21 protein-coding genes are annotated in these 23,939 nt (G+C 48.8%); 8 read left to right on the forward strand and 13 right to left on the reverse strand.

Going from position 1 to position 23,939, the window contains the following annotated elements; translation table 11 throughout:
- Window positions 1-226: 226 nt before the first annotated feature.
- On the reverse strand, window positions 227-1,168 hold the full coding sequence (gene ylqF / locus QCB44_RS03310; RefSeq protein ID WP_279407908.1) for a ribosome biogenesis GTPase YlqF: 942 nt from the start codon (window positions 1,166-1,168) through the stop codon (window positions 227-229).
- 247 nt (window positions 1,169-1,415) lie between these two features.
- On the opposite strand from ylqF, the gene QCB44_RS03315 reads away from it, so the two are divergent.
- Window positions 1,416-1,742 carry a hypothetical protein gene (locus QCB44_RS03315; protein WP_279407909.1) on the forward strand — a complete coding sequence of 109 codons (327 nt, stop codon included), beginning with the start codon at window positions 1,416-1,418 and terminating at the stop codon, window positions 1,740-1,742.
- Between the two features lie 25 nt (window positions 1,743-1,767).
- On the opposite strand, the gene QCB44_RS03320 is transcribed toward QCB44_RS03315, so the two are convergent.
- Entirely contained in the window at window positions 1,768-2,529 is a 762-nt protein-coding gene (locus tag QCB44_RS03320; protein ID WP_279407910.1) for a zinc-dependent peptidase, read from the reverse strand.
- A complete protein-coding gene (ald, locus tag QCB44_RS03325) occupies window positions 2,526-3,647 on the reverse strand; it encodes an alanine dehydrogenase (RefSeq protein ID WP_279407911.1) in 1,122 nt (373 codons plus the stop codon). Before ald ends, QCB44_RS03320 begins: the two co-directional genes overlap by 4 nt.
- A 398-nt stretch (window positions 3,648-4,045) precedes the next feature.
- On the opposite strand from ald, the gene QCB44_RS03330 reads away from it, so the two are divergent.
- The 4 genes from QCB44_RS03330 to QCB44_RS03345 all read left to right on the forward strand — a co-directional run bounded on the left by QCB44_RS03330 (window position 4,046) and on the right by QCB44_RS03345 (window position 7,846).
- Window positions 4,046-5,050 carry an MFS transporter gene (locus QCB44_RS03330; protein WP_279407912.1) on the forward strand — a complete coding sequence of 335 codons (1,005 nt, stop codon included), beginning with the start codon at window positions 4,046-4,048 and terminating at the stop codon, window positions 5,048-5,050.
- Between the two features lie 171 nt (window positions 5,051-5,221).
- A complete protein-coding gene (locus QCB44_RS03335) occupies window positions 5,222-6,676 on the forward strand; it encodes a nodulation protein NfeD (protein ID WP_279407913.1) in 1,455 nt (484 codons plus the stop codon).
- 18 nt (window positions 6,677-6,694) lie between these two features.
- Window positions 6,695-7,438: a slipin family protein gene (locus QCB44_RS03340; RefSeq protein ID WP_279407914.1), complete on the forward strand. Its 744-nt coding sequence runs from the start codon at window positions 6,695-6,697 to the stop codon at window positions 7,436-7,438.
- A gap of 33 nt (window positions 7,439-7,471) precedes the next feature.
- A complete protein-coding gene (locus tag QCB44_RS03345) occupies window positions 7,472-7,846 on the forward strand; it encodes a DUF2784 domain-containing protein (protein WP_279407915.1) in 375 nt (124 codons plus the stop codon).
- 134 nt (window positions 7,847-7,980) lie between these two features.
- On the opposite strand, the gene QCB44_RS03350 is transcribed toward QCB44_RS03345, so the two are convergent.
- On the reverse strand, window positions 7,981-8,793 hold the full coding sequence (locus QCB44_RS03350; protein ID WP_279407916.1) for a class III extradiol ring-cleavage dioxygenase: 813 nt from the start codon (window positions 8,791-8,793) through the stop codon (window positions 7,981-7,983).
- Between the two features lie 248 nt (window positions 8,794-9,041).
- On the opposite strand from QCB44_RS03350, the gene QCB44_RS03355 reads away from it, so the two are divergent.
- Complete coding sequence (locus tag QCB44_RS03355; RefSeq protein ID WP_279407917.1) at window positions 9,042-9,692, forward strand: flagellin FliC; 651 nt, start codon at window positions 9,042-9,044, stop codon at window positions 9,690-9,692.
- A 258-nt stretch (window positions 9,693-9,950) separates the two neighbouring features.
- Here QCB44_RS03355 and QCB44_RS03360 read toward each other — a convergent pair whose 3' ends face one another.
- From QCB44_RS03360 to QCB44_RS03395, 8 genes are all read right to left on the reverse strand, one after another.
- A complete protein-coding gene (locus QCB44_RS03360) occupies window positions 9,951-11,666 on the reverse strand; it encodes a proline--tRNA ligase (RefSeq protein WP_279407918.1) in 1,716 nt (571 codons plus the stop codon).
- Window positions 11,667-11,777: 111 nt separating this feature from the next.
- On the reverse strand, window positions 11,778-13,784 hold the full coding sequence (locus QCB44_RS03365; RefSeq protein ID WP_279407919.1) for an EAL domain-containing protein: 2,007 nt from the start codon (window positions 13,782-13,784) through the stop codon (window positions 11,778-11,780).
- The gene (locus QCB44_RS03370; protein ID WP_279407920.1) at window positions 13,785-14,696 is read right to left on the reverse strand and encodes a hypothetical protein; all 912 of its coding nucleotides are present in this window, start codon (window positions 14,694-14,696) and stop codon (window positions 13,785-13,787) included.
- Window positions 14,697-14,794: 98 nt separating this feature from the next.
- Window positions 14,795-15,601, reverse strand: coding sequence for an SDR family NAD(P)-dependent oxidoreductase (locus tag QCB44_RS03375; protein ID WP_279407921.1), 807 nt, complete (start codon window positions 15,599-15,601; stop codon window positions 14,795-14,797).
- Between the two features lie 41 nt (window positions 15,602-15,642).
- Complete coding sequence (locus QCB44_RS03380) at window positions 15,643-17,991, reverse strand: AsmA family protein (RefSeq protein WP_279407922.1); 2,349 nt, start codon at window positions 17,989-17,991, stop codon at window positions 15,643-15,645.
- A gap of 219 nt (window positions 17,992-18,210) precedes the next feature.
- Complete coding sequence (locus QCB44_RS03385) at window positions 18,211-18,846, reverse strand: DUF2238 domain-containing protein (protein ID WP_279407923.1); 636 nt, start codon at window positions 18,844-18,846, stop codon at window positions 18,211-18,213.
- Window positions 18,846-20,066 (reverse strand): amino acid permease, encoded by a 1,221-nt coding sequence (locus QCB44_RS03390; protein ID WP_279407924.1) that lies wholly within the window; start codon window positions 20,064-20,066, stop codon window positions 18,846-18,848. Before QCB44_RS03390 ends, QCB44_RS03385 begins: the two co-directional genes overlap by 1 nt.
- Before the next feature lie 24 nt (window positions 20,067-20,090).
- Window positions 20,091-20,303, reverse strand: a complete 213-nt coding sequence (locus tag QCB44_RS03395) for a hypothetical protein (protein WP_279407925.1) — start codon at window positions 20,301-20,303, stop codon at window positions 20,091-20,093.
- A gap of 424 nt (window positions 20,304-20,727) precedes the next feature.
- Here QCB44_RS03395 and QCB44_RS03400 point away from each other — a divergent pair, with 424 nt between their 5' ends.
- A complete protein-coding gene (locus tag QCB44_RS03400; RefSeq protein ID WP_279407926.1) occupies window positions 20,728-22,104 on the forward strand; it encodes an anti-phage deoxyguanosine triphosphatase in 1,377 nt (458 codons plus the stop codon).
- 15 nt (window positions 22,105-22,119) lie between these two features.
- Here QCB44_RS03400 and queG read toward each other — a convergent pair whose 3' ends face one another.
- Window positions 22,120-23,400 (reverse strand): tRNA epoxyqueuosine(34) reductase QueG, encoded by a 1,281-nt coding sequence (gene queG / locus QCB44_RS03405; RefSeq protein WP_279407927.1) that lies wholly within the window; start codon window positions 23,398-23,400, stop codon window positions 22,120-22,122.
- 1 nt (window position 23,401) lies between these two features.
- On the opposite strand from queG, the gene tsaE reads away from it, so the two are divergent.
- Window positions 23,402-23,905, forward strand: a complete 504-nt coding sequence (tsaE, locus tag QCB44_RS03410; protein ID WP_279407928.1) for a tRNA (adenosine(37)-N6)-threonylcarbamoyltransferase complex ATPase subunit type 1 TsaE — start codon at window positions 23,402-23,404, stop codon at window positions 23,903-23,905.
- Window positions 23,906-23,939: the final 34 nt, after the last annotated feature.

Genomic DNA, 23,939 nt, shown 5'->3' on the forward strand with positions numbered 1-23,939 from the left:
GGCCGTGTTTGAATTTATGATAGCACGCCATTTTGCAGAGCATGGTACTTTAAGTGCAATGAGTGTAATGATAATTACATTTTTTGATTTGGATCAAATTTGGACGGTTTGGAGCGATTTAGGGAAATAAGCAGGCCTGTCATAAATTGAGATGAATGTGACTCTTAAGCGAGAGGCCTGTGATCTTGTTATGTCGATTAAAGGGTCATCTTGGTCAGGATAGAAATTAACGATTGCGTTTACGTTTGCTGCGTCTGGCCGCTTTTTCGGCTTCACGCGCTTTTTTCTTCTCTTCTTTCTGTCGGCGAATACGTTCCACCTCTTTGAGCTCGGTTTCCATCATTTGCGGCGTTTCCAAAGTGATCGGGCCGAGTTTGTTGTCACGGTATTCCATAATCAGAATGCGAGAAATCTTATCCAGATCGACCATGCCGCCGGAACGCAGACAGCCGCGTTTTCGGCCGATGGTTTCCAAAAAGTCGATGTCGCTGAGCGGCAATTCGTCCAAATCAAAACGCGACTTCAACGCATCCGGATAGGCTTCAAGCAGGTATTCCGCGGCATAGGAGGCGATATCGGGCAATTCAAAGGCGGTTTCCTTGATTCCTCCAGTGATCGCCAGGCGGTAGCCGCTATTCTCATTTTCAATATTCGGCCAGAGCATGCCCGGGGTGTCGATCAGAGTGATTTTCTCTTCCAGCTTGATGCGCTGCTGATTTTTAGTGACGGCCGGTTCGTTGCCCGTTTTGGCAATGGTGCGTCCGGTAATGCTGTTGATCAGAGTGGATTTGCCGACATTGGGAATGCCGATAATCAGGGCATGAATGGTTTTAACACTGTCGGCTTTTTCCGGTGCCATTTTTTTGATCAGGCTGATGATCTGTTCACGTTTGTCGGTTTGTTGGGCGTTGAAAGCGAGGGTTTTCACGCTTTTTTCACGTTCAAGATAGTCCTGCCAAGCCACTGTTTTCTCTGGGTCTGCCAAGTCGGTTTTGTTGAGGATTTTGATGGTGGGCTTGTCTTTACGAATCTGGGCAATCAACGGATTTTCACTGCTGAAGGGAATGCGCGCATCCAGCACTTCGATAAAAACATCGACCTGATTGAAGATTTCACGCACTTCCTTTTGCGCCTTGTGCATGTGTCCCGGATACCATTGAATGCCCATTTCTGTGTCCTTTGTCTTAGGTTATGCTCATTATAGCGTTTTACGCGGGGTTTATCTGTTAGCGGATTTGTCAGAGCTTTAAAAACTCAACGGGCCTGGTCTAAAAAGAGGAGATGATAAGTTGATCGAGTCATCAAAAAAAGTAATTTCCTAGTGGTTTACTTGGTTTATACTGGAACACAGAGGTAAGGTCTTTACGGCGCTGTTAGTCAGCGTTGAATCCACGTTTCTGCGAAAGGAGAAAGGCATGCCGACGGTGCGAAAACTGCAACCTAAGATGTTACCTCAAAAACCTTCTGTTCATTCAACAGCTTCATCTGAAACGCCGTGCGCGGTGTACGACTTTCAGGCCAAACAAAGGGATCAGGAAGTCGATATGATGCCGGGCGATTGGGCAGAAGCCGGCAATCCCACCCCTTATGAACTGCGTGTCACCATTCATACCTGTAAACGGCTGTGGCAGCTTAATCAAGAGGCGTTGAATCATCCAGATTGTGATCGGGAAGTCACCGAGCAAAACATTAAAGTGCTGGAGAAGCTCTATCTGGTTTTAATGGACTATCTGGTGGAATGAACGGGGTTGGATCGGCTGAAGAAAATCAACCTAGCGGATCTTGGCGATAAAACAGCGCCAATTGTTTATAGATCGCCGGAAAAGCGTGTTGTAGATGGCGGGGCGTGGTAAAAAAGTACTCGCTGCACACCGCAAAAAATTCGGCAGGAGCCGTGGCGGCATAGGCGTTGATGGCCGGTCGCTGCCGATGCTCAATTTGCCGCTGCAGGCTTTCATACCCCTCACTAAACGCCCGTGTCCACTCGGAACGCACCATGTCAGCCGGCAGGGGGGGCATACCGTTGGCTTTGCCGTTGAGCATATCCAGTTTGTGCGCAAATTCGTGGATCACGAGGTTATGTCCCGATCTAGGTGTTGTTAAATCGGTTTTGACGGTCTCCCAGGAGAGAATGACCGGACCGTTTGACCAGGCCTCTCCTCCCAGAAAAGAGTCTTCATGCGAAACCAGTCCGATGCTGTCGGTAACCTCGCGATTGACTTTGAAAGCCGCTGGATACACCACAATATCCGACCAGCCTCCGTAGTCATCCAGAGAGCGCTTGAGAGTGAGAAGGCAGGCCTGTGCGGCGATCGCCACGGTCATCTCTTTGGTCACGGCCAGTTCTTGGGTGCCGATAAAGTTTTTCCTCTGCAGGAACAGGGTACATAATTCGCGCAGGTGCGCTTTTTCAACCGCGCTCAGCCCATGAAACAGAGGGGCCTGATGTATCAGCATCCGCCAGATGTGATGCGGAACAGGGTGGTGGTGGAGCTGATAACGCGTCAGCCAATTCTGGAGCCATTTCATAACGAGCTCAGCACCGCTTCAGCTGGCATAAAGTCCAGTTTTAGACTCTCGGCCACGCTTTGATTGGTCACTTGTCCGCAACACACATTGAGTCCTTGCATAAATCCGCTGTCTTCCAACAGGGCTTTTGGGTAGCCCAGATTAGCCAGTTTGAGAATATAGGGCAGGGTGGCGTGATTGAGCGCAAGCGCGCTGGTTCTCGGCACGGTACCGGGCATATTGGTGACACAGTAATGCACGACCTCGTCGACCATATAGATCGGCTGTTCGTGCGTCGTTGGATGGGCGGTTTCAATGCAGCCGCCTTGATCAATGGCGACATCGATAATGACCGAACCCGCTTTCATCTGTTTCACCTGCTGCGCAGTGACCAGTTTGGGCGCGGCCGCCCCGGGAACCAATACCGCTCCCACCACCAGATCGGCTTCAAGCAGGTGGTTGTTTAGTGCATCGGCAGTGGAAAACACCGTTTTGATGCGGTTGCCAAACTGCATTTCAATACGGCGCAGTGCATCAAGGTTACGGTCGAGCACGGTGACATCGGCGCCTAGGCCAATCGCCATTTGTACGGCATTGCGACCGACGGTTCCGCCGCCGAGGATCACGACTTTGGCGGCTTCCACTCCGGTGACCCCGGCGAGGAGAATGCCACGGCCGCCGTCCATTTTTTGCAGATAGTGGGCGCCGACCTGAATCGAGAGACGTCCGGCCACTTCGGACATGGGGGCCAGCAAAGGCAAACGGCCATAGGCGTCTGCAACGGTTTCATAGGCGATGCAGATCGCGTTGCTTTCGATCAGCGCGTTGGTCTGTTGAGGATCTGGCGCGAGGTGCAGATAGGTAAACAGAATTTGGTTTTCGCGTAACCAGGCATATTCGCAGGGTTGAGGTTCTTTGACCTTAACGATCATCTCGGCGTCATCATAGATTTCTTTGGCGGTGGTAAGAATCTTTGCGCCGGCTTGACGGTAATCGTCGTCGCTGAAGCCGATGCCATTGGCCGCTTGGGTTTCCACCCAGACCTGGTGACCCTGTTTGACCAGTTCATGCACATTAGCGGGAATCAGGCCGACGCGGAATTCGTTGTTTTTGATCTCTTTCGGGACGCCGATCAGCATGGTGTTGCCCCTCATTTTGGTTCACGTGAAGTTTAGTGTATACCAATTGCAACGCGAAAGTGGCACCTAGGCGATAAACCACGGGTAAGCTAGGAGAAAAACCGCATCAGCCAGGGACGCAATACAGTCCGCTGTGAATGGATTGTGTGCCCGACGGCTGCTTTGGGTGATATCATTTTTGTTTTCAATGCTGTCATTTAGGATAAACAGGTTATGGCACCCCCTTCGGCATTATTGTTGATTATTGTTGTCTCTCTAGTGAGTATGATGGCGCCGTTTTCGATTGATACTTACCTGCCGTCGTTTCCAGCCATAGAGCAGGAATTGCAGGTATCGCGCGAACTGATGACGCAGACATTGGCGATCTACCTGGGCTCTTTTGCGGTGGCGACCTTAGTTTGGGGCCGATGTCGGATCGTTGGGGACGGCGCAAGATCGTACTTTGGAGCCTGCTTGGGTATTTGCTGGCTACCGTCATCTGTGCCTTGGCACCCTTCTACGAGACGCTATTGTTCGGGCGTGCTTTGCAAGGGGTTATGGCGGCCGGTAGCCTGGTGGCGAGCCGGGCGATGATCCGAGATGCTTTCCCGCCTCAGGAGGCGCAAAAAGCGATGGCGATGGTGATGATGCTGTTTGCGGTGGCCCCGGCATTGGCACCGATTATTGGCGGTTGGCTTGAAGTGCACAGTGGCTGGCGTTCGGTTTTCTATTTTCTCGCCATTTATGCCGGCCTGATTTTAATTCTGTTCTATTTACGTATTGGCGAGACCCAGCAGGTGGAGCACGTTCAGTCCATCCATCCGCTGAGTATCACCCGATCTTATTGGCACAGTCTGATGCATCCGCACTTTTTACGTTTGGTCGTTGCCCAAGGGTTGCTGGTTGGCGGGTTTTTTGTCTATGTCGTCGGTTCGACCAGTTTGATCTTTGATCATCTGCACCTTCAGGAGCAGGATTTCTGGGTGTTTTTCGTGCCGGTGGTGGCGGGGATCTTGATCGGTTCTTTCGGATCGCACCGTCTAGCGCATAAGCTATCGGCGCCCCGGGTGATTTCGTTGGCCTTGCTGTTCGGTTTATTTAGCGTGGTGAGCAATATGGCACTGGAAAGTTGGTTTGATCAACCCAGGGTTTGGTGGGTAGTAGGGCCTTTGGTATTTTATGCCATTGGGTTTGCATTGGCCAATCCGGCGCTGAGTATTGTGGCCTTGGATTGTCTGCCGAGTAAGCGCGGCCTGGCGGCTTCAGTGCAAAGTTTGATGCAGATGGGAACGGCTGCGCTGGTGGCCTCTTTTGTGGTGCCGTTGGTCCACCACAGTTTATGGCTGATGGCGTGTTCGCAAGCGCTTATGCTCTTGATTGCAGGTGCTCTCTGGTTGAGTGTTCGTCACCAGCTCAGCGATTAAAAGTGAACAGGCCTGTCTAAAACTGGAACTTTGGTTTCAAAATAGCGATCATATTTGATTTTATTTATTGATTTTATTTAGAAATTTTTTTCTAAGAGGAGTAGAGTAGAAAAAGGCGTTTCAAATCAGTTCAAAGTTGTTGCATGCGATAGCGCAACTTAAGGAGCAGAGATGACGAAGCAGAAAATCCTGAAGCAAAGGCGCTTGCAAACGGTCTGGTTTGTTGTGCTGGCTACGCTGGCCGCACTGGTGGTGCAAAGTGCTTTGGCCAAAAGTATTCAGGAAGATGCGTTTAACGCAGGCGATATTGCGCTTTTACGCATTGAGGGCATTATTGGTCCGGCAACGGAGGATTATGTTTCACGTGCTCTGCAAACGGTCTCCTCTCAAAAGTCCCAGATGGTGGTGATTCAAATGGACACGCCTGGCGGACTCGATTCTTCCATGCGCGGCATCATCAAAAATATCGTTAATGCCAACCTTCCGGTCATCACTTATGTGGCGCCCAGTGGGGCCAGAGCGGCCAGCGCCGGAACCTATATCCTCTATGCCAGTCATATTGCCGCCATGGCCCCTGCGACCAATTTAGGCGCGGCGACCCCGGTTTCTCTGCCGTCTATGCCCAATCCGGCTAAAGCCATTCAAGAAAAAGTGTTCGACTCGCAGCCCGCTGATCCCCATGAGTCTGAGGCCAAGCAGAGGTTTGCGCCTGCCGCCGCAGAACCGAGTCAATTGAAGGCGGTTAATGATGCAGTCGCGTATATTCAGGGGTTGGCTGAATTGCGCGGTCGCAATGCGCAGTGGGCCGAAAAAGCGGTGCGGGAGGCCGCGAGTCTAACGGCGCAAGAGGCGCTGAAACTCAATGTCATTGATGTGGTGGCCGAGAATCTGCACGATCTGTTGCGTCAATTGGATGGGCGTATTATCACACTGAACGATCGAGTGGTGATGTTAAAAACACAAGGGGTGCCGGTGCATGCGTTTACACCCGATTGGCGCAGCCGTCTGTTGAGTGTGATTACCAATCCGAATGTCGCCTATATTTTGATGCTGATCGGTATCTACGGCCTGATTCTGGAGTTTTACAATCCAGGATCCGTTCTGCCCGGTACCATTGGCGGGATTTCCCTGTTGCTGGCACTGTATGCGTTTCAACTGTTGCCGATCAATTATGCCGGTATGGGGCTGATTCTTTTGGGCGCTATTTTAATGATTGCGGAGGCCTTTGAACCCAGTTTCGGGGTGCTTGGAATAGGCGGTGTCACCGCCTTTGTCATCGGTTCGGTGATTTTAATGGACACTAAAGCCCCCGGATTCGGCATTGATTGGGCGGTGATAGCGACCTTTTCGGTGATTAGCTTGGCGGTATTGGTGGTGATTGTCGGTTTGGCATTGAAATCACGCTCAAGGCCAGTGGTCAGCGGAGCGGAGGAGATGGTCGGCAGTGAAGGCGAAGCGGTCAATGAATTCGTTGCTAAAGGGATCGAAGGCGCAATAGGCTTTCAGGGACATGTATTGATCCATGGTGAACATTGGCAGGCACGGAGCGATGTGCCGCTGCATAAAAACCAGCCAGTCAGAGTGGTCGAGATTCACAATCTGACATTAAAGGTGGAACCGGTTTAAATCAGAGGGGAAATGGTTATGAATGAATATGCGCTTTATATTGTCGTCACGCTGGCGATTCTGTTTTTCGCCAGTGCCATTAAGATCCTGCGCGAGTACGAACGCGGGGTTATTTTTCTATTGGGACGTTTCTGGAAGGTGAAGGGCCCCGGCTTCATTATCGTCATTCCGATTATTCAGCAGATGGAACGGGTGGATCTGCGCACCATCGTCATGGATGTGCCGAGTCAGGATGTGATTTCCCGTGACAATGTGTCGGTGCATGTGAATGCGGTGGTCTATTTTCGGGTGATTCATCCGGATAAGGCGATCATTCAGGTGGAAAACTTTTTCGAAGCGACCAGTCAGTTGGCGCAGACGACCTTGCGTTCGGTGCTGGGGCAGCATGAACTGGACGAGATGCTGGCCGAGCGCGACCGTTTGAACGCCGATATTCAAAGTGTGCTCGATCAGCAGACCGATGCCTGGGGGATCAAGGTCAGTAATGTGGAAATTAAGCACGTCGATTTGGATGAGAGTATGATCCGGGCGATTGCCAAACAGGCGGAAGCGGAACGAACCCGCCGCGCCAAAGTCATCCACGCGGAAGGGGAGATGCAGGCATCGGAAAAACTGTTTGAAGCGGCACAGATTCTGGCCCAGCAGCCGCAGGCTCTACAGTTGCGTTACCTGCAAACCCTAACGGAAATCGCCAATGAGCGTTCCAATACCATCGTCTTCCCATTGCCGATGGAATTGATCGATTCGTTATTGAAGAAATAGAAATAGTCCAGCAGGTGGAGGATAGGAAAAATCGTGTTATATCAACTGGCGGCCGATCTGATCGTATTGCTGCATTTTGCGTTCATTCTGTTTGTACTTTTTGGAGGCTTTCTCGTATTCAGATGGCCTTGGCTGCTCTGGTTGCAAGTACCTGCTGCCGTGTGGGGTGCTTTGATTGCCTTGATCGGTTGGACGTGCCCTTTGACAACGATGGAGAGCCGTTTTCGACAAGCGGCGGGATCGGAAAACGTCTATGACGGAGGTTTTATTGACCGTTATCTGGTGACACGTATCTTTTCACAAGGTTCTACTCGTGAAATGGACATCGCTATGGGCATTATCGTCATTGTGATTAATGTCTTGGCGTATCGATTAATCTGGTTGCGCAGTCAAAAGGCACAAGGTTAATAGATCGGTTTTTGACCTTTTCCTTAACTTGTTTGACAGCATTACATACCCCATGAATGTATCGCTTCAAGTGGCAATATCGGAAACGATAGTGAATTTCTGTTTGCCGCTTCGATCCGTCGCTTTAGTGTATATTACCAAATATAGGCACTGGCTTTTTTACCCAGAACACGAAGTTCGAATACTTGGGAACAGGCGCGCTGGGAGACGCCGTAACAGACATGTAGTGGCAGCAAGTGCTCCTCTCTGGGGTGACAGTAGCGTGCAAACGGAGCCTGTTGCCAGTTTTCGAATCGATGGGTACGTTCCTGTTCGTCAATGTCTCTGTTGGAACAGGTGTCGATGAGCCAGGCTTCAAACGATTCGTTCATGTTCTGAACTTCCACATCGGGTGGACTGAAAAAAGCGCGCATATTATGGAATGTGAAACCGGATCCGACGATCAACAGGTTTTCATGCCGGAGTTCCGACAGTGCCTGACCGATTCGAATGTGCTGCCTGGGATCCAAAGTATTGACCAAGGACACTTGGACGCAGGGAATATCTGCTTTAGGGTACATAATCTTCAGTGGAACGAACAGGCCGTGGTCGAAACCGCGTTGGCCATCCAGCTCGGCACCCAGTCCGTATTTATTCAGTAACGCATGGATTTTCGAGGCCAACAGTGGATTGCCTGGAGCGGGGTATTCGATTTGGTAGGATTCGGGCGGAAAGCCCCTGAAATCGTAAACAAGCGTTGGCTGCGCTGCGCTGGTGATGATTGGACAGTTAGCTTCCCAGTGGGCACTGATCACGATCATGGCCGACGGTTTTCCTATCCTTTCTGACATGGTTTTCAGGTTTGCGACCAGCTCTTTATGCCCGACGTCGCCAAGCAACGGCATGGGGCCGCCGCCGTGAGAGAGGAACAGCACTTTGGGGGCGTTTGAAATGTTTGAATTGTTCATGATGGCTTCGAGGCGTTATCGCTTTCTTGAATTCAGTTTAAACCGTTTGAGTCTTTGAATGTAGGTTGATCATGAATAGATCGTTGCCATAATGAGAACGCTCCAAGTGATCTTTACAATACTATTGTTTTTCCTTTGCCTAATGGGGTTAGTACAGTTTTTTAAAAAATAGTTGATATTAATAGGGTCAAGTTTGATGAATGTTTGCCGATTAATAGCGTAACAAAAGAGCTATTAAATGATATTTAATGCAAATTAGTAACTCACAATCTCTAAATATCCAGAGAATGATGCATCATAACTCTCTTTCGATAAATGGAAGTCAGGAGAAGTTGACAAGCGGTGTTCGTATTAATCAAGCTGCAGATGATGCGGCTGGTTTGGCGATCAGTACCAAGCTAAATTCACAGTTGATCGGCGATGAACAGGCCTTACGAAACCTGAATGACGGCATTGCTGTTCTACAAACCCTTGATGGTGCTGCAGATGACGTAGTGTCGATGTTACAGAGAATGAGAGAGTTGTCGTTACAGGCGATGACGGGTACGTACAGTGATACGAATAGAGTCCAAATGCAAGAAGAGGTTACTCAGCTGGCTGAAGAAATAAAGCGTGTGGGCGATACCTTGAAATTTAATGGTCAAGCTTTAAGTGAATTAAATGGAGCTGGTAAATTAACCATTCATGGTGGGGCTGATATTGGTGACGAAAATAAAATTGAGGTGCCGTTGGCCGATTTTAAGATCATTGGTGCCGACTTTGTAATAGATGGAATTGCAGGAGCATTTTTTATAACAACGCAGGTTGAGGCTGAAGCTACTCTGGACAGAATTGACGTTCACCTGGATACATTAAGTAATAATAGGGCTGTTTGGGGGGGCGATTCAGAACAGAGTTGAATCTTCGATTCAAAACCTTACCAACAAGTCGATTGCACAACATGGCACATTCAGTCAGATTACAGATACGAATTACGCTAAGGAAAGTGCCAATTTGGCGAGCCGGCAAGTTTTAAATCAAGCTGCAACCAGTATGCTTAGTCAAGTCAATCAATCACACGAGAGGGTGTTAAGTTTGATCCAATAGCGTTTATTGGAGAGTCAATGAAATTTTGAAAACAGGGGGCAATTCCCTGTTTTCAAAAAGATTAGCAGAGACTAACCATTTAGTTTTTCCATTAAGAAGTTGATAAAGCCCTCTTGAGCAACATCTTGAGATTTTTCATCGCGACGGTGTTTATATTCCAACATGCCGTTGTCCAGTCCACGCTCACCGATGACGATACGGTGCGGAATACCGATCAGATCCATGTCGGAGAACATAACGCCTGGACGTTCCGCACGATCATCCAACAACACCTCAACCCCTTTGGCCATCAGCTCTTGATAAAGTTGTTCGGCGACTTCGGCCACGCGCGGTGATTTATGCATCTGCATTGGAACGATACAGACCTGGAACGGGGCAATGGCTTCCGGCCAGATAATCCCTTTATCATCGTAGTTCTGCTCAATGGCCGCGGCCACCACACGGGTGACACCAATGCCGTAACACCCCATCTCTAAAATTTGCGAACGGCTGTTTTCGTTTTGCACTGTGGCGTTGAGAGCCTGAGAATATTTGTTACCCAGCTGGAAGATATGACCGACTTCGATACCGCGACGGATTTCCAGTTTACCTTGTCCATCTGGGCTCGGATCGCCTTTGACCACATTACGGATGTCGGCGATGGCGGTTGGCGTTGCGTCGCGCTCCCAGTTGGCACCTGTATAGTGATAGCCATCTTCATTCGCACCGCAGACAAAATCAGCCGAGTGCGCAGCGGTACGATCCACAATCACGGGAATAGTCAAACCAACCGGGCCGATGGAGCCGGCACCGCAGCCAGCGGCCTCTTTAACCTCCTCGTCACTGGCCATTTCCAAAGGTGACGCAACCAAGTCCAGTTTTTCGGCTTTGATTTCGTTCAATTCATGGTCGCCGCGCACCACCAGTGCAACCACCGGTGCCTGTTCCGTTGCTCCTTTAACTAACAGGGTTTTGAGAACCTTCTTTTTCTTCAGTTGCAGGAAGTCACAGACTTCTTCAATGCTGTGTTTGCCTGGTGTCGCCACTTTAGCCAGCTCTTCACTCGCTGCAGGGCGATCACCGCGTGGCGCCAATGCTTCGGCCAATTCCACATTCGCTGCATAATCGGATTCGGTAGAGAAGGCGATGTCATCTTCACCCGAGTCGGCGAGCACATGAAATTCGTGTGATCCTTCGCCACCGATCGAACCGGTATCAGCCTGCACTGGACGGAAGTCCAAGCCCAAACGGGTAAAGATGCGGTTATAGGTGTCATACATGTCGCTGTAAGTTTCTTGCAGACTTTCGCGATCCATATGGAACGAGTAGGCGTCTTTCATAATGAATTCACGCGACCGCATGACGCCGAAACGAGGACGGATTTCGTCACGGAACTTGGTCTGAATCTGATAGAAATTGGCTGGTAGCTGTTTGTAGCTGCGGATTTCACGGCGGATCAGGTCGGTAATGATCTCTTCGTGTGTTGGCCCCAATGCAAAATCACGCTGATGACGATCTTTAAAGCGCAGCAGTTCCGGGCCGTAGTCTTCCGCACGACCGGACTCTTCCCAAAGCTCTAATGGTTGCACTACCGGCATGAGTACTTCCTGAGCTCCTGATCGGTTCATTTCTTCACGGATAATAGCCTCAACTTTGCGAAGTACACGAACCCCGAGTGGTAACCAGTTATACAGGCCGCCTGCTAAAGAGCGGATGATACCGGCTCTAATCATCAATTGGTGACTGATGACGACTGCGTCGGCGGGAGTTTCACGGGTAGTGGATAGCAATAAATTGGATGTTTTCATTATGCGGCAATACCTTAACAGCAACTAAAGGATTAAATAGGCGGTATTTTAACATAGGGGGGGATTTATCTGCGCAGCAAAACCTCTGTAATGAAGGGAAAAATTTAGAGGTCAGTGGCAGAATTTTTCAGCAATGCGTTCACGAATAAACGTCTCAAACTTTTTCGCCGGGAGCGGCGCGGAGCAGTAATAACCTTGATAGCTGTCACAGCCTATGCGCTTGAGGTATTCAAGTTGGTCATGGGTTTCGACACCTTCCGCGACCACTTGCAGTTTAAGGGTTTGTGCAATCTTAACAATGGTTTCGATAAAGGCGGCCCCGGTTTCCGAAGCGTAGTCGTCCATAAAGGATTTATCGATTTTCAGTGTATTGAGTGGGAAACTTTTTAAATAGGCCAGAGATGAGTAGCCGGTTCCGAAATCATCCAGCGAGATAGTCGCGCCCAGTCTGGAGATGCGTTCCAGCGAGTTTAAATTACCTTGGGAACGTTCAATAAACACCGATTCAGTAATCTCGATATCGAGTTTGGATGGCGCAAAATCACGCGTTTGAATGAGCTCTTTAAAGGTCTGGTCAAAGTGATGATCCAAGAATTGGACGGCCGACAGGTTGACCGAAATCGACAGATCGATCAAGCCCTGTTTTTTCCAATCCATCTGCTGGCGAATCGCTTCTTTGAGGATCCACCAGCCGAGTTCGACCATCAAGCCATTTTTCTCAGCAGCCGGAATGAATTTGTCAGGAGGGATGAGCCCTTTTTCGGGGTGGTTCCAGCGTACCAGGGCTTCTGCACCAATGATGCTGTAATCACGCAAAGAAATTTTAGGTTGGTAGTAGAGTTGGAATTCACCATGATCAAGGCCGTGGCGAATGTCGTGTTCCAATTCGATTTCAGACAAGACCTGTTGGTGCAGTTCTTCGGTAAAGAATTTAAATTGGTTTTTACCGGAGTTTTTTGCCTCGTACATGGCGATATCCGCGTTTTTCATCAGGTCGGTGATATCTACGCCGTCCTTAGGATAAAAAGACACCCCGACACTGGCCGACACCTTAACCGGATGGCCATCCACGATGTGGACCTCTTTGACGCGCTCCAGTACTCGTTGAATGATATGAATCAGTTCCAGATTGTTATTGTAATGGCTTAATACCACCACGAATTCATCCCCGCCGACACGGGCAATAATGTCGTATTTTCTTAAGACATCCTGAATCAGGCCGGCGACATTTTTTAAGAGTTTATCGCCGACTTCGTGGCCTAGAGAGTCATTCACTTTTTTAAAGTCATCCAGGTCCAAGAACATCAGGGCGAATTCAGAATGATTATGTGAGGCTTCGGAGATGAGCCAGCCCAACCGCTCATTGAGTTGGTTACGGTTAGCCAAACCGCTTAGATCATCAGTACGTGCCAGGCGATAGAGCTCATCCCGCTCTTGTTCTAGTCGATCAAACGTTTGCACCATGGAAGATCGGACATATTCGAGTTCACGAATCTTAAACTTGGAAGGAATTTCCGACTGATAATAAGCATACTGGCGCAACAGTTCGAGAGGATTGGTCACGAAATATCTCAGTGCGAGCCACAGCAAACCAAATACAATCAGAGGGATCAGGCCAAAAACAATTAAGAAGTTAAGCTGATGTTGAGAGAAGTAGTTGACGAGGTAGGCCTGGTCGGGATAGATAAACAGGCTTAAGTCGTGTGGCTTATCCTGTATAAAAAAGTGGATATGGGTTTCAAAAATTTGTTTCTCTACCAGCTGGGAGGCTTTAAGGTCATAGATTTTAGAAATGGTCACCTGTCTCGGTGGCGGTGTGGTAATGCCGGCATCCGTCGTGAGAATGATTTGGTTGCCGTAAGCGACCGCCATGGCTTCGATAAGCGGGTTGTTGGCCACTTTGCGATTTAGAAAAGAGGTGAAGTTTTTAATCCTTTCAATACTGTCCATTTCCGAAGAGATGACGTAGGCACTTTCCGACAGATCGTGACGGATATTCTCCAAAATCAGGTCTGTTTTACGTTGTTGGTCTTCCAGAAAATAGTAAAAGAACACGCTGTAAAAGACCGTGATGATAAATAGGATGGAAGAGAGTAAAAAGGATTGAATGCCGAACATTTATAAGAGATCCCTGATCGGAAACTGTGCTTCATTTAGCCTGTTGATCAATGGTTCAGACAGCTCTTCATTGAGCCAGAGAATATCGTTCAAACTTGCTTCAAAGTCTTCATAAGAACCATTTTCAAGATAGGGCTTAACCGTTTGATAATATTTTTTAGGATCAGTTTTCAGTACCTTAACGGCATCATCGATGGCTTTTTTCAGTCCTTTGAATTGTGCTCTATGCTTCAGTAACACATCCTTTGGCGTGTACAGGGCGTCAACCACCAGCAGGTTGAGATTGTCGGCGGTTGAGGTAATGACATTAAAGCCTTTTTTTTGCAGTTCATAGTTGTAAGGGATATAGGTGACGATAATGGCCGGCTTGTCACTGTGATCTTCCTCTATGGAAGAGACGATTTTGACCTGATCTTTATTGATGAAATTAAACTGGCGGCTATTTAGGTTATTTTGCTTGACAAAGTCCTTAAAAACCAAATGATTGACGGTATCGAGTTCCAGGTAGACGTCAATCGTCTCGGTCGTTGCTTGAAGTTCCGCAATTGAGCGGTTGCTCATCACCATGTCGCCGCCATTGGAGCGGTCAAACATAATAATTGGCACCAAATCAGGCTGGGATTTTAAAACGCGCTGAAATTCATACTGGGTTCCGGTAAAAGCGTGTTTTTGCGCGGTTTGATAAATATGCACGTTTTCGCCAAGCGAGACAACATTGGAGAGTTTGATATTCAGCGGGTCAAGCCAACCTTGCTCTTTGGCGTAAAACAACGGCGAGAAGCCAATCCAGGAGTTGGTCATGATTTCCAAACGCTCGGATTGTTTGGAACTACAGGCTGAAAACAGTGAAGCAACTAAAAAAAAGAAGAGAGCATAATGCAATAAAGGGCGCTTTTTACCTGTTTGTTTCATAGCTGACTGTATCTTCAAATTGGCTGTATTGGTTTAGTTTCAAATTTACCACAACTTTTGTCATTGTGTACAAACTATCGATACCTATAAGTCCGAATTTAATTTGTATTTAATAATGGTGTTTTTGCAACTGTGGGGCCTCCTGGCGCCTGATGCACCGGCATTATTTCAATGCGATTAATGTTTACATGGGCGGGTTGCTGCAAGATCCAGCGCACGGTTTCAGCCACGTCCGCCGCCTTGAGAGGTTGCAAGCCTTCATAGACTTTATCGGCCCGCTGGGCATCGCCTTTAAAGCGTACCAGTGAAAATTCACTGTCGTTGAGCAGGCCGGGTTCAAGATTGGTGACGCGTACCGCCGTGCCCAATAAATCGCTTCTCAAATTGACTGAGAACTGTTCAACAAACGCTTTGGTGGCGCCATATACATTGGCTCCTTTGTAATGATAGGTGCCGGCAATGGAGCCAACATTGATGATGTGACCGTGATTGGCTTTGACCAGGCCTGGTAGGATTTGGCGAGTCAAAAAGGCCAGTGAGAGACAGTTGGTTTCAATCATGGTTTGCCAGTCGTTCCAGTCCGTTTCGTGAGCTGGATTCAAGCCCAGAGCCAATCCTGCATTGTTGATGAGCACGTCGACGGGTTTAAAAGCATTGGGAAGAGCGTCGAGTTCCGCTTTAAGCTGAATATGGTCGTTAATGTCACAGGCGATAAGATGACATTGCGTATTGCAGTCGATTTCCAGTTGTGACTTTAAAGCTTCTAACCGGTCTTGGCGGCGGGCAAGCAGAATCAATTTATAACCTTCAGCCGCCAATACTTCAGCTGTGGCTTTACCGATGCCTGAAGAGGCACCGGTAATGAGGGCGGTTTGGTAGACCGGAGCATGAGGGTGAGGTGACATTAACTTTGTTATTTCCTTTTTAGCCGATGTCCGAGAAGGTTTTAGAATTTGAACCCTTTCAACAGATTGCTTTTCAGGTCCTCTTCCAATTTTTTCTGGACTTCTTCTTTTTTCTCTTCGATTTTCTTTTCGACTTCTTGCTTGGCCTTAGCTTCAAGCAGTGATTCAAGATCCAGTGAGACTTTAGGACCCGTCAGAGCCCCTTTAAGCTTGACCGGAATGGTCAATCCATTAAGTTCCGTGAGTTCTTCTCCACCTTGCCCTTTGTCACTGCCGACAATTTTGGCTTTGACCAGATAATCCAGATTTTCCTTGACCAAGTTAACCTGGCCGTCACCGGTAATGCGCATAAACGGGGCTTGAGCAAGCAGTTTACGGGTGTCGACGACACCGTTTTTGATATCCACTTCGGCCACCAGAGAGCTGAAGTCGGTTTTTAACTCTTCGGAAGAACCGGCGGCTTTTTCCCCGGCAATTTTGGCTTTGGCCTGACGAATCGACTGCGCCAGATTAAACCCTTTAATTGCGCCGTCTTTAAGGTTAACCGCCGCTTTACCGTTAAGGTTTTGTTTTAATAGTGAGAGTTTTTCTCCGGCAGAAGTGATATCGGCATTCACGGTTCCTTTTCCGCTTAAACGATCATTGCCGGTAAAGGCGATTAATACATCGCCAACCGGAACATTTTTGGCGTCGGTTTTAAAGGCATATTTGGCCATATCACCGCGTACGTCGAGTTTGGCTGATGCAGTAAGCTTGGTTTCAAACATGTCCATTTGCAGCGGGCTGAGTTGAATTAAGCCGTTTTTGCCTTCTACTTTGGCCACAATATTTTTTGGATTCAGTTTGTCATATATTACGCTACCCGCTTTGAAGGTTCCGTTGAGCGTGAGTTTTCTCAACGGCTCTTTAGGAATTTCAAAACGGATATCCTCGGCGGCGGGTTGTTTTTCAGCCTCTTTCTGTTCCTGCTTTGGAGGTAGATAGCGGCTAACATTGATTTTATCGAGTGCCAAATCAAACGCGATATTGGGTTGATCGAAGTTTTTCAAGGAAGCGGAACCTTTGAGTTCGCTGTCGTCCAGCTTGAATCGTATCTGAGTCAGTTTGGCGGATTGTTGAGCTGTATCCGCTTTAAACGCAAGATCGCCAGTGAAGGCGGTAAGCGTTTTTTGATCGGACATATTTTTCAGCGCCTCTTTTTCCATGCCCAGTTGTTTAAGCAGTGTTCTCAGGTTGGTTTGTGCAATGCTTAATTTACCGTCTACAGAGGGCTTGTCCAAAAGTTTTTGAATATTGGCTTCGCCTGTGGCGGATACATTCAGGACTTGTAGCGTGAGTGCTTTTAACGCGGCGGTTTGTGCTTTTAAATCCAGCATCGGCTGAACTTCAAATTGCACTTGTCCTTGGCCGTTTGGCAATTGTGCTCCTTTGAGCTCGGCACTGAGTTGTAAAGGACCGGATTCAAAACGTTGGGCGGTGCCGTCGAATTTGGCGCCTTTAACGATGGCCAGCCCTTGAGCCGATTGGATAGCGAAGTCTTTTTGACTGGTAAATTCATAGGTCAGGTTTACGTCATTAAGGTGCATATCTTGGTTTTCAGTCAAGGTCAAGTTTGGTAATTTAAGTTCGGTATTCAACGTTTTTACCGGCAGGCTGTCCGAAGAGACTAAGGTGGTTTGCACTAAGTTTTTTACTTCGATTTTTCCGCTCTCATTCAGTTTAATGTCCGCTTCCAGTTCGCTTTGGGTCTTAAGGTTCGGATTGGTGATTTCGGTATTGGCCTGAAGGGTCAAATGGAAAAATTCGCCCAAGGTAATGGCGCCACTGGTCAGATTGAACGGGGCGAGTTTGAAGGTCTGATCTGCTTGTTGATCCTGCCAGAAAATTTCACCGTTGCGAATATCCAAGCCACCGATATTCAGTGCGGCGAGTTTTTCCATTGGATCGCCTTCATGGCGTTCTTTTTCGTGTTTTTCTTTTTCAGTTTCAGCGCCACCGGTCAGGTCGTCCCAGTTGGAGTGACCGGTTTTGTCACGCTGAAGGTTTAGGCGGAAATCATGCAGGGTTAAAGTATCGACTTGAAGTTGTTTGCTGAGCAGAGGCAGAATCGCAACCCCGAGGTTGACCTCTTTCACGGCCACAAAAGGCGCATCGCCAAAACCAGGGGCATTGCTTAGTTGGGCATTTTGTAATTTCAATCCCAGGTGCGGGAAAATCGACAATTCCATTTCCCCGAGCCGCAGGTCGCGTCCGGTTTTCTCTTTCACCACCTGGGTGATCTCGTCACGGTAGTCGTTAGGATCAACGGTAGCGATCACCACAGCAATGGCTGCGACCGTTAAGAGAATCAGCGCAACGACCCCCATCACGATTTTTTTGATTAGGCTCATGGTCGGACTCCTGCAAACTTTTTTGATTAACGTTTAAAAACCTGTCATTGTCGGCGATGTGCCCGCTGTTTTCCAACAGGCCTGTTCAGATGAGGTTCGAATTCTCTCTCATCACTGCATTAAAAGCCATTTGTGCGATGGGATCGAGACCCTCTCTTGCTTCAATTTAAACACAAAACGCCACGGAGTGAAACGGCCATTCTATGAAAGAGCGGGAGGTTAGTTAGAAGGGGGAAGAGCGGCAAGTTGACGATTGTGGAGTCGGCTTAAAAAGAGCAAGGCAAAAATGGCGCCGCTCAGTGCCCAAAACATATCCGACTGGGTATCCCACTCATACCCTTGAGTGCCTAGAAATGCTTCGGCGGCCTCTTCGGAAAGTAACGCGGCCGCCCATTCAAGCAATTCATAGGTGGCGCTGACGGCCAGTACAAAGCAGAGGATAAAGAAAGCCTGCCAGGCTTCGCCGCGGATGACCTGGAGGCGAATGATAATTTCTCGGGCAACGATCGCAGGCACAACTCCTTGGGCAAAATGCCCCAATTTATCATAGTCATTGCGTGCGGTCCCCAGCCAGTGTTGCAGTTCGGTAAACAGCGGGACTTCAGCATAGGTGTAATGGGCACCGACAAACAGAATCAAACAGTGGAACAGAATCAATTGGTAAGTCAGTGGTGTGAGTTGAAACTGACGATAGGTGGCGGCCAGCAGCAGGGCTGCAATCAGCGCGGGGGTGGCCTCCAATACCCAAGTTAATCCGTCTTTGGGAGCTATGATTGACCAAATCAGTACCGTGCTGTAAATGGCTATCCATAAGAGGATGGATAGCGGTTTAGGGGAGTGTGCTGTCGCCACCATTAAGAGGCTCCTACGAATTGAAACAGTTTAAACAACACCAAGGCTCCGCTGATTACAAACCCCATGAGCGGTACCCAACGAGGAACACTGAAGTTGCCATAAGGAGCAGGTTGGTGTTTTTTGACTCGCCATAATGCGAGATTGACCAGCGTGAACACACTTAGCATGATGATTGAAGTGGCTTCGGCTAAGGTTGGCAGGTCGCCAATCAATGCCAGCGTCAACACGATTAACCCCGCTAAGCCCGTGGCATGCAGTGGAGTATGGCTCTTAGGGTGAACCGTGCTGAGTATACTAGGAAGCAGTCCACGGCAGCTTAAACCGTAAAGCACCCGCGACGCCATAATGACTTGAATCAACGCCCCGTTAATAATCGCAAACATCCCAATCAGGCTGATGATGGTCGCGGGTTGGCCCGTGTGATGTTCATAGAGGAGTGCCAAGGGAGCGTCGCTCTGAGAGAGCGTCTCGGGCGTAAAGGAGAGCAGGGCGAGAAGCATGATGCTGATGTAGAGAACAGCGGTGATTGCAAGCGTCAAGAGAATCGCCATTGGCAGAGTGCGGCGGACGTTTTTGATCTCCTCGGCCACATCAACCATATCTTCAAAGCCGATAAAGGCAAAAAAAGCGAGCAACACGCCAGCATAGATTAGAGATAAGCTATCCAGTGACAGGCTCGGTGCCAGGTGTGTACCGAGTTCTGGGAGTTGACTAAGACTGGGGGAGCTTACCCCAATGACTAAAACCAGTCCGCCGACTTCGATCAGCGTGATCAGACTGGCAATGAATACGGATTGAGCGATTCCCCAGGCGGCTAAACCGACAATGATCGCCACCAGCAGGAAAATGGTGACAAAGGGTTGCAGCTCGATAAATTGGGCTAAATAACCGATAAAACCGTTCATTAAGGCGGCGGCAGAGACCAATCCGGCGAGTACCACCAAGAGTCCGACGCCGGTGGAGAGGGCATCCGAATTGAACCCTTGTTTGACATAGAGTGCCGCGCCCGCCGCTTGTGGAAATCTTCCGGAAAATTCCGCAAACGACATGGCGGTCATGCCTGCGAGCAAGGCGGCGAAAAGAAAAGCGGTTGGGGCTAGGTAACTGGAAACTGCGGCCAGCTCTCCAATGAGTGCATAGATGCCTGCGCCGATGGTGGTGCCGAGACCGTAAAGCACCATTTGCGGCAGGGATAGGGTACGGTTGAGCTGACTCTGCATTTTTATACTAAGAAACCAGTAGCACTATTTGTATTTTTGTTTACAACGCGCTACGGCTGTCCAGTAGGCGCTGTTCTTTTTAGGGTCGTCTTGGGTACTGTCCCATAAACCGCTTTGGCGATCAATGCAGGCTTCTAGTTCGGGGTTGCCGCACGCACTGAGAAGAACGGAAAATGAAAGCATAAAGAATAACTTGTGCGTTTTGCGGATGATAAGTTGGCACTGATGCTTAGACATTGAAGTACTCCGTTGCTCTTGTTTGCACGTTCGTTTAACGACTGTTGAACTTGAATGCGATAAATAACTTATAAAATTAGTAAAAGCGTAACTCAATCTCTTCCATCCTGTCATAAAATTTATTTTATACCCCCTTAATCCATTCATTTTTCCATGGGGACCTTGGGAGAGGCGGCAAAACGGGGCGAAAACTGAACAGGCCTGGTCCTTTTTTGTTTTGTGATGACGTTATCGGCGAAGATTCGAGAAAAGCAACTCAGATAATAAGCCGTTTACCCCTTAAATAGGTTAAGTTGGTTTGGTGATAACGGTATGAGCTTGCATCGCGGCGGGGTTTGCGTAAGATAGCAAGCTGTTTGCATTTGGTTGTTTTTTAATAAAAAAGCCTTTTTTGTTTCTCTGCAGTGACTGACGGGAGCCTGATATGGAATACCTGCACCATCCGATCTGGACGCAACGCTATACTGATTTTTTAAATGGACAAGATTCCAGACCGGCACGCATTGTCTACCAACGTGATCGTGCGCGTGTCATTCATTCGGCCTCGTTCAGACGTTTGCAAGCCAAAACCCAGATTTTTGGTCTTAGCGAATCGGACTTTTATCGCACTCGTCTGACGCACTCCATGGAGGTGGCCCAGATCGGTTCCGGACTGGTGGAGCAGTTGATGACTGTTGGGTTGGCAAATGATCTTAACGGCGGCAAAGAGGCCGATTACCTGCCGTGGCTGCCTTCAGTCTATTTGATTGAAGCGATCTGCCTGGCTCATGATTTGGGGCATCCGCCTTTCGGACATGGCGGTGAGGTGGCGTTGAATTACATGATGCGCCACTACGGTGGCTTTGAGGGCAATGCGCAGACCCTAAGAATTTTGGCTCGCTTGGGTGAGTATACCCCGGTCAATGGGTTGGATCTGTCACGTCGAACCACCTTGGGGGTGATGAAGTACCCGGCACTTTACAATGAAATGATTGCCACGAATGAAAACTATCAACGTCAGTTGGCGGAGCCGGAAGTCACCGATTTTAGAACCTTGCAAATGGACCGCTGGTCGCCGCCTAAAGGCTTGTATCAAGAGGAAAAGGCGGTCTTTGATTGGGTGTTGGCACCGTTTTCTGAATCGGATCGCCAGCAGTTTACCGAGCTTGCACCATGTGATGGCAGTTGCCATGACCGTACCAAGTACAAGGCATTGGATACGACGATTATGGAGTTGGCAGATGACATTGCTTACGGCATTCACGACCTGGAGGATGCGGTGGCGATGAAGATGGTTTCGCGCGACCGATGGCAGGCCGAGGTTATGGAAAACCCGGTGTTCAAGCATTATGCGTTGTGGGGCGACGAAATGACAGAACGCCTGTTCAGTGACTCTTCGCGCGCACGTAAACACGCCATCAGCAAGATGGTGGGCATTATGGTGGAAAGCATCTATATGGCGGAGAATAGCCGTTTCGAACACCCGTTATTGCGTTATCAGGCAAAATTAGCGGAAGGCGAAGCGGCGGTGTTGGATCTGTTGAAGGCGTTCGTGTTTAAAAACGTTATCACCATTGCCGAGGTCAAAGGAATGGAGTACAAGGGGCAGCAGATTGTACTCGACCTGTTTAAATCGCTACGGGCCAACCCCCATACCTTGCTGCCGGCGAGCTCTTACGCCAAATACCAAGCGGCTGAAGGAGATCAGGCCCAACAGAGGGTGATTTGCGATTATATCGCCGGTATGACCAATACTTATGCGTCGCGCCTGTACGCCAAACTGTTCTTGCCAGCGCAAGGTTCGGTATTCGACATGCTTTAAAAACGGCTGAGCGTGTTATTGGCCGTTTTTAGATTGAGATGATTTGGGTAGATAGTATTTCGGCGCTTTAAACGGCTTTGGAGCGGAGGCGGTTTTTTGTTTCTGCCCCTCCTGCTTATCAGAACTGTCGGGAATTGGATTGACTCTGTTTTGGCTATTTTCTAGCCGCTCTCTTAGAGTATTTTGTGCCCAAACGATATGTTCGTCGACCAATTCATTGATCTGTCCGATTTCCTGCTGAAGTGCGTGTAAAACCTTGGTTAACAGGCTGACTTCTCCGTGAATATTCCCCAGTGCGATGGCCAGATTGCGTTTCCATTGCGCATAACCAATTCGGCGGATCGGAGAGCCGGCAAACTTCTGCGAAAAATCGCTTTCTTGCCATTGCCACAGTGTCAGCAGATCCAAACGGTCAAGTTCGTGGCGCGGTTTAAAATCAGCCTCTTGGGTCGGACGGGTGAATTTATTCCACGGGCAGACCAATTGACAGTCGTCGCAGCCGTAAATGCGGTTGCCAATCCGGCTGCGAAATTCAAGCGGAATCGACCCTGAGTATTCAATGGTCAGATAGGAAATGCAACGGCGTGCATCCACCAAGCCATTATCCAGAATCGCTTGTGTGGGGCATTCCTGAATACAGGCCGTACAAGGGCCGCATCCCTGTTTATCAAAAGGTGGGTCTGCCGGGAGCGGCAGATTGGTATAGAGTTCGCCGAGAAAAAACCACGAACCGGCACGTGGGTGAATTAACAGGCTGTTTTTACCAATAAATCCCAAGCCGGCCTGTTCGGCAATTGGACGCTCCAGGACCGGCGCGCTGTCGCAAAACGCCCGATAAACAAAGCCGTCGATCTGTTGTGCGATTTTTTGTGCCAACTGCTGTAAGCGCTTGCGCATCAGTTTGTGGTAGTCACGCCCCAGCGCATAGCGGGAAACGTAGGCCTGTTCAGATTGGTGTAATTGCTGTAGAGGAGAGCATGCATTCAGGTCGAGATAGTTCAAGCGAACGCTGATAATCGACGTGGTTCCGGGTACCAGCTCCGCGGGGCGGGTGCGTTTGCTGCCATGGGCGGCCATATACGCCATTTCGCCATGAAAGTTGTCACCTATCCAGTTAAAATAATCGGCTTCGTAATGCGAAAGATTGGTGTGGGTAATGCCGATGTCGGCAAATCCGAGCTGTTCTCCCCATTGCTTGATCTGTTCACCAAAGTGAGCGGGCAGACGAGGGATGGCAGGGGCGGTTGCATCAGTCAATTTAACGTCAGCCGTTTGAAAGGGATCGGAAGCTTGCATAATGACAAATTCTAAGACAGTTTGTGAAAAACGGGAACTCTTTTTAAGTGATGAGGCCGAGACCGCGGCGTTTGCACAGCAATTGGCGAGGGCATGTGAGGCGCTGGAAAGCTACCAAAACGGCCTGATGATCTATTTAAAAGGGGATTTGGGCGCTGGAAAATCCTTCCTTTCCAGAGTCTTTATTCAGCATTTTTTACCTGGCCAAAAAGTCAAAAGTCCGACGTATACTATCGTTGAAAGTTATAAATATTATAAATTTTCAATACATCATCTTGATTTATATAGACTTTGCGATCCCGAAGAGTTAGAGTACTTAGCTGTTAGGGATCTTTTATCAGGCAACTATGTCGCTTTGGTAGAGTGGCCGCAAAAAGCAGAGGGGGTTTTACCCAATGCGGATTTGGAGCTGAATCTAAGCCACGAAACGCCCGGTAGAAGGCTCTTGATGCGTGCTTACAGCGAAGCGGGCAAAGCGCTTTTGGAGGCTTTGACGGAACAATGACGTTTTTCTGACGCTTTTTTGGCACGTTGTTTGT

Source organism: Thiomicrorhabdus sp. zzn3 (assembly GCF_029767755.1).
GTDB lineage: Bacteria > Pseudomonadota > Gammaproteobacteria > Thiomicrospirales > Thiomicrospiraceae > Thiomicrorhabdus.